General features: G+C 36.3%; 4 protein-coding genes and 2 pseudogenes. All 6 read left to right on the top strand.

Features of this window, described 5'->3' with window-relative positions:
- The first annotated feature begins 87 nt into the window (after positions 1–87).
- The 6 genes and pseudogenes from I6852_RS05920 to I6852_RS05895 all read left to right on the top strand — a co-directional run bounded on the left by I6852_RS05920 (position 88) and on the right by I6852_RS05895 (position 6,452).
- The gene (locus I6852_RS05920; RefSeq protein ID WP_197291743.1) at positions 88–1,821 is read left to right on the top strand and encodes a DUF262 domain-containing protein; all 1,734 of its coding nucleotides are present in this window, start codon (positions 88–90) and stop codon (positions 1,819–1,821) included.
- A gap of 41 nt (positions 1,822–1,862) precedes the next feature.
- A pseudogene (locus tag I6852_RS05915) lies at positions 1,863–3,113 on the top strand (single-stranded-DNA-specific exonuclease RecJ); the annotation flags it as partial.
- Positions 3,108–4,877, top strand: a pseudogene (locus I6852_RS08280) (hypothetical protein); the annotation flags it as partial. The pseudogenes I6852_RS05915 and I6852_RS08280, both read left to right, overlap by 6 nt.
- A gap of 107 nt (positions 4,878–4,984) precedes the next feature.
- Positions 4,985–5,896, top strand: a complete 912-nt coding sequence (locus I6852_RS05905) for a hypothetical protein (protein ID WP_197291744.1) — start codon at positions 4,985–4,987, stop codon at positions 5,894–5,896.
- A 150-nt stretch (positions 5,897–6,046) separates the two neighbouring features.
- On the top strand, positions 6,047–6,265 hold the full coding sequence (locus tag I6852_RS05900) for a type II toxin-antitoxin system HicB family antitoxin (RefSeq protein ID WP_000906664.1): 219 nt from the start codon (positions 6,047–6,049) through the stop codon (positions 6,263–6,265).
- Positions 6,258–6,452, top strand: coding sequence for a type II toxin-antitoxin system HicA family toxin (locus I6852_RS05895; RefSeq protein ID WP_001114660.1), 195 nt, complete (start codon positions 6,258–6,260; stop codon positions 6,450–6,452). The genes I6852_RS05900 and I6852_RS05895 overlap by 8 nt, the downstream gene beginning before the upstream one ends.
- The last annotated feature ends 67 nt before the right edge of the window (positions 6,453–6,519 follow it).

Below are 6,519 nucleotides of genomic sequence, written 5' to 3'. Positions count from 1 at the left end.
CCCACACCGCATTTTTCAACCATTTGATTCCATAAGCCCCATTTTTAAATCAGTGGGGCTTACAGAGTTAAATTCAAAGGAGAGATGATGGCAAAAGTAGAAGTGGAGTTAAAAAAACTCTATCAAATTTTAGTGGATGCTGAATATTTTTATCAAGTTCCTGATTACCAACGCCCTTATGTGTGGGATAAAGATCATTTAGGGGCTTTGATTGATGATTTGGTGAGCAGCTACACAAACAATAAAGAAGATGAGTATTTTTGCGGCTCTATTGTGATCGCTGAAAATCCAAAAGATAAAAGATGGGATGTTGTGGATGGCCAACAGAGGCTAACAAGTTTTATTATCTTAGCTTGCACGATTTTAAGGCTTTATAAACACAGGTTAGGGCAAAAATCTAAAGATTTTATTGAAGGGAGTATTTATGATAAATACGATAAAGAAAAAGAGCGTCTGAAGTTCTTAACCGCTCAAAATTACAATAGTATTTTTGAAAACACGGTGTTAAACAATTTAGAGTTTGAAGACAACATTAAAAAGAGCGAATTGAATAAGAAATTTGAAGAAAACACTTATTTGCGTAACGCTTATTATTTCAAGGAGCTATTGAATGAGAGCATGGAAAATGGTTCCATAAGCGATATGGATAATTTTGTCGAGTGGTTTTATGAACACATTGTTGTGACTAGAATCATTTGTTTTGAGCAAGACAGTGCGATGCAAATCTTTCAAGTGTTAAACGACAGAGGCCAACCCTTAAGCCCTATTGATATTTTAAAATCCAGTTTGATGCAAGAAATCAAACAAGATAGTGAAAAGCGTAAGGATTTTATAACCACTTGGGACAAATTGGTTGAAGCTTGCAAGAGCGTTGAGGGCGTGGATATTGATTTGGAAGACTTTTTTAACATGTATTTGGAATACGCTGATCCTAGCATTTCTAAAAAGAGAGCCGATAAGGGATTAAAAAAGGTATTCAAAGACAGCAAAAAAGACGCTTGCGGGTTCATTTATGATGTGAGCGCTTTTATGAAATCTTATACCGATTTGTTAAAAAAACCAGACCGATACATTTATTTATTGAGATACCTTCCTTCCAGATTTTGGGCCAGTATTTTAACGACAGCCCTTTATGTCAAATACCCTGATTTTGACGCTTTGAAAAAGCTTTTGGTGTCTTATTACTATCAAACTTGGATTGCAGGAGGCACGATCACGCGCATCAAGCAAACGAGTATCAACATTATCAAAAATGTTAAAAGCAATAAAGACATTGAAACCATCCAAGAGCTTATACTGGATAACATAGAATCTTATAACACCTTTAACCAATACCACTACAACTTATGGGATAGCTCTTCGGTTTATCCTAGCAAATGGGTGCGCCCTGTCTTAGCCCTGGCTAACTATTTCATGGCAGATGAAGAGAAACCTCATTTTATCGTTATGGATGCCGAAACCCAAGTGGAGCATATTTTACCCCAAACGCCCAAAAGAGGCAGTCAATGGAACGCGGATTTTAACAAAGAAAAAAGAGAAAAATGGGTAAATAATATCGCAAATCTAACCCTTTTAAAGCGTAAAAAGAACGCAAAAGCCTTAAATGGGGATTTTGATGAAAAAAGAAAAATTTATGGCAGCAAAGACCCAAGCAAAGTGATTAGCTGCTATGACATCACTAAAGAATTGTATAGCGACTATAGGAAGTGGGACGAGAAGTCTCTCCAAAAGCGACACGACTTTTTGTATGAAATTATCACGCCTATTTTACACATAGAATGGCAAGAAGAGGAAATTGAAGATGATTTTGATCTAGAATGATTGAAAATCATCAAGCATAAAAACAACAAAGGGGATAATTAATGCCTAAAAAAGAACCATTAAAGATAGCAAAGAAAAGGATTTTTAAAGACTTCTTAGAAGAAGCCAAACAACACCGCCCCATTATTTTCTATACAGATAATGATTGTGATGGCATGCTGGCTGGCAGCGTTTTAATGTCTATGTGTTACAGATTGGGTATTAAAGATTTCTTTTTCTTTAGCCCCTTAAGGAATGCGCATGGTTATGGTTTCACTGATTTAGCTATCAATGATTTGTTGTCTCAACCTTGTATCTTTAACCCTAAAACCAACCAATTAGTCCGCCTAGATTATATTAAAAACCAATTCCAAAAAGACCCCTTATTGTTTAGCGCTGACTTGGGGGCGGATTTGGCCGCTGATACACAATTGCAAGAAATCTTATTAGAGCGTTTTGAACAATGTATCATCACAGACCACCATAAGAGTTTTGAAGTTGGTTTGATTGATAAAAATAAAATCGCCTACATTAACCTGAATGATGAAAAAGACGCTAACTATTATAGCGGGGCTTTCACAAGCGCTTTAGTGTTTAGTCAAATCTTTCAAACGCAAACCACTCCTTTAGAAGAAGAATTGATCGCTATCACGCTTTTAAGCGATCGCATTGATTTGGATCATGGGGATAATTTGGATATGGTTTTGAATTTAGCACAACCTAAACATGACCGCATTAAATGCTTTTTCAAAGACAAAGATCTTTCTTTAGCCCAAGACGATTTAGATGGAATTTCTAACTTATACGGCTTTAATTGCATCAATTATATCAACGCTTTAAGCCGTTTGAGTGGGGCTAGAGAGTTTAAGGGTTGTTATGATAGCTATTTGCATTATCTGGTTTTAAAACATTTCAATCCCATAAACGATCCGCATTTAAGCGTCTTTAATGTTAAGGAATTCAAAAGATACAACGACATTAAAAAGAAAATGGTGAAAGAAAGCGAAGAAAACGCTCAAATTTTTTCTTGTAACAAAATATTAGTGGCCATTTTAGATGAAAGCTGCTCTATTAAAGTAGGTGTTAGCGGTTTAGTGGCTAATAACTTTTTAAAAAAATACCCTTCCAATCGCTCCCTTTGTATCTATAGAGACAATAAAAACGGGTATAGCGGTAGCGCTAGAGGCGATATGGATTTTTTAAGCCAGATTAAAACCATTCCTTTAATACAAGCTGGTGGGCATGAGGAAGCTTTTGGGTTGAGCTTTGCAAAAGAGGATTTTAAAAAAGTGATCAAAAACTTACAAGCCTTAAAAGTGGCTCAAAACAGAGCGAAGCGATTCGTTAAGGAGATCATTGGGAGAGAGAAAGTCTCTAAAACTAAAAACAGCGCCATTGAAGTTTCTAACACGAAAGCTTCTGCTATTGGGAGCGAAACGATTGGAAGTTATGATCTTAAAAAGGCGTGTGAGAAAATCAAAAGCGGGCTACCCTTTGGGATCATCTCAGCCTTTAAACCCTTTAAAGACGCTTTTTACAGAGATTTCAATCATAATGAGCAAAAATTACTGATAGGGGCAGCTAAAAGCGGTTGCATTCAATCTAGCGCTGATAAACTGGCTCAGTTAAAAACGCGCTTACTCTATTGGCAGGACAAATCTGTTAAAGTGGATTGGGATAAACCCATTTTGATTAAGGACTTCTTTAAAGGCAATAATTACCTTTATAGAAGGCTTTGTTTTTTATTGGGGAAGCATTTTATGGACAGATTTTTAAAGAATAACGCTAAGGCGAGCGTGAAAGACTTTATGTCTAGTAAGGAGTTTGTCGCTAAATACCGATACACCCCCAAGCAAAATACAGAAAGAGCGAAAAAGCTGCAATCGTATTTAGAGAGTAAGCGTGATTTTATAGGGTTTGTTCAAACGCTTAACTCTTTGAAGGACAGCCCGCAAGATCCTTTTTTACCCGATGAAGAAATAAGCTTTTTGGTGTTCGCTAATGAGCCTACTATCATATTTAATTTAAGGGACTATTTATTGGTGTTAGCGCAAATATTTAACCAACAAGCGATCTGTTATTGTGAGAGCAAATGCCCTATAGAATTGATCAACGCTTCACCGGGTAAGGACTTTAATAAAACACAAGATAGTTTCTCAGACATCAAATTTTCAACGCCCAATCAATTAGAACAATCCCTCAACGCTCTTAAGAACAAGCTAGCTGCATTCTTTTCAAAACACCCTGATAAACATAACAGCATGGAGTTTAATGAAATAGCTAAAACTCAAATAGAAGCGCTTTATATGCCGCATTCTAGCGATGGTTTTGATGATTTTCGCAAGGATCTTGAAGATAGTATTAAAAGTTTATCAGAGCGAAAAAAAATCGTTATGGTTTTCCTAGAATCTTTGATGTTGCAGACATAGAACAAGAAGAGAGGGAAGTCATTGAATGGCGAGAAAAAAATAGAGCGTCAAAACAAAGCTACAAACAAAACCTTCAAATCAACAAAATCGCTAACGATTTAAAGCGTAATAAGGTAGTTAATAAAAGAACGATTTTAAGCGTGATAGACGCTGATGCAGAGCGTGGTTTTATCCCGCCTAAAGATTTGTTAAAACAATTAGAAAAAATTAGCACTTCTCTTTCTAAAGACATCGTAATAGCGATAAAGCAAGTAGAAAAATTAGAGCTTAACTATGCGTTAATAGACAATATCCAACATAACACGCTTGATAACACGCTTGATTTTACCTTTATTGTTGGGGATTCTTTGAGCGTTCAGTCGCTTTATGTTACCTTTGATCTTGTGATTGACATTGATAGACCCATGAGCGAGCAGTTTCTCAACCATATTGGGGAATTGGGGAGTTTTGAATCTAGAGAGCAAGCGTTAGAGTGGGTGCGATTATCGCAAACTAAACTGATCATTGAAACGCCTAGAGAAGCGCTAAAAAATGCGGAATTATCGCAAATTGAAGAAATATTGACCGATGCCATTTTTAATGGCGCTTACCGCCTTCAAAACGATCTTAAGAAAGGGCGATAGACATGAAAATTTTAAGCAAAATTAAAACCACAACAAGGAGGAACAAGCCATGCCAAAAAGATAAAAACATTAAAAAACATTGAACGGACAATTATAGCGGAATTTAAAACAAATTTTACCAAGGAGTATTTTATGGGTTTTCAAAACGAAAATAAGTTAAAAGTAGGGGCGTTAGTCAAAGCCACGATCAATAACAAAGTGGTGGAAGCTAAAGTCATTAGTATTGGGTTCAATCGTGTAACCTTAAGGAGCGAAAAAGGCAATGAAGCCACATACACTTTCAATAGCGACAAGTTCTTAAAATGGTTTAAGGAAGTGCCTTTGAATGAAGTTGCGAAAAATCACGCTGAAAAAAGCGGAGAGGATTTGTTGAAAAATGTTAAAATCGTTACGAGCGGAACGAGTGTTAAGGATAGGACTACTGCTCCTAAAGAGAAAGAAAGTAAATTCAAGTTGGACTTTGATTTTGCTGATGAGAATGAGGGTAGTTTTCTTACCATTGCGGAGCTTTATTCTAACGAAAAAAGGGGTTCGAGACTTGGTGTGTTGTTCGCTCCTATGAGTTATAATGGCGGAGAGTTTCAAGCGAGTTTAATCATTTTGCATGCGCTCTCTTATGCTTCAAGTTTTAAACACCACACTGATTTGGAGTTTAATGCTATGATTGATAGCCGAGACCCTGAAAATTGTATGTTTGATAGCTTTGATAATATGGGGATGGGCGATGTCTTTACTTTTTGTAAGGCGATGGAGATTTATGCGCTTAACTCTAAAAATGGCGATAAAAATGGTATCTCTTTGGAAGAGTGGGCGTGGCTTTTACCTAAAAATCAAAAAGAGGCGAAGTTTGTAGCGCAACTCTTATGCGATGGCGGTATCAATAAGTATGATTTAACATGTGCGGGTCTTACCGAAAATCTGTTAAAAGATAATCGTTGGTCTTATGGAATGAGAGATGAGGTTTATGATGATGAGGGGAATGTTATCGCAGAGGGTGATGAGGCAACTTCTCTTAAACTTAAAAATGAGGGAGAGGTAGAATAACCCCCCCCCTTTGGGGTGGCTCTCTTTTTTTTTAATCCCTCTTTTATTCTTTTATTTTTCTTTTTCCATTCTCTCTCTAACCTATCCATTTAATTTTGTTTAAAATATATTATGTGTATAATCATAAGAAATTCAATCAAAGGTAGTGCCATGCTTATAAACGCTGTCATAGAAAAAGATGAGAATGGGTATTTTGCTTTTGTCCCCTTTCTAAAAGGCTGTGTATCACAAGGGAAAAGTTATGAAGAAGCCCTAAGAAACATTAAAGAAGCCATAGAGCTTTATTTGGGAGATTTAGAAGCCGATGAGTTAGCTTTTCTTTCTAAGAAAAATTCTGTAATAGCACCCATTGAGATAGCTTTTGCCTGAATTGCCACGACTCACAGCTAAAGAAGCAGAGAAGCTATTATTGCAGAATGGATTTGTTTTCTCTAGGCAAAAAGGCAGCCATAGAATTTATGTGAAAGATAAAATCAGGCAGGTTTTGCCTTTTCATTCTGGCGAAATCTTGCACCCTAAAATAGTGAAAGAAATCATGGAAAATATCCTTAAATGAAATCTAAAGAAGTCTTAAAGATCTTAAACAATATAAAAACCCAACAAAAAGCGTTTTTAGTGGGTTT

This window comes from Helicobacter pylori (genome assembly GCF_015904775.1).
In the GTDB taxonomy this organism is placed as follows: domain Bacteria; phylum Campylobacterota; class Campylobacteria; order Campylobacterales; family Helicobacteraceae; genus Helicobacter; species Helicobacter pylori_DM.
Note: the sequence above shows the minus strand (reverse complement) of the source record. Positions and strands in the feature narration are given on the sequence as shown.

Bases quoted from the DNA above. Each gene is read 5' to 3' on its own strand.
- I6852_RS05900 (WP_000906664.1), top strand. From the start codon at position 6,047: ATGCTTATAAACGCTGTCATAGAAAAAGATGAGAATGGGTATTTTGCT.
- I6852_RS05905 (WP_197291744.1), top strand. From the start codon at position 4,985: ATGGGTTTTCAAAACGAAAATAAGTTAAAAGTAGGGGCGTTAGTCAAA.
- I6852_RS05920 (WP_197291743.1), top strand. From the start codon at position 88: ATGGCAAAAGTAGAAGTGGAGTTAAAAAAACTCTATCAAATTTTAGTG.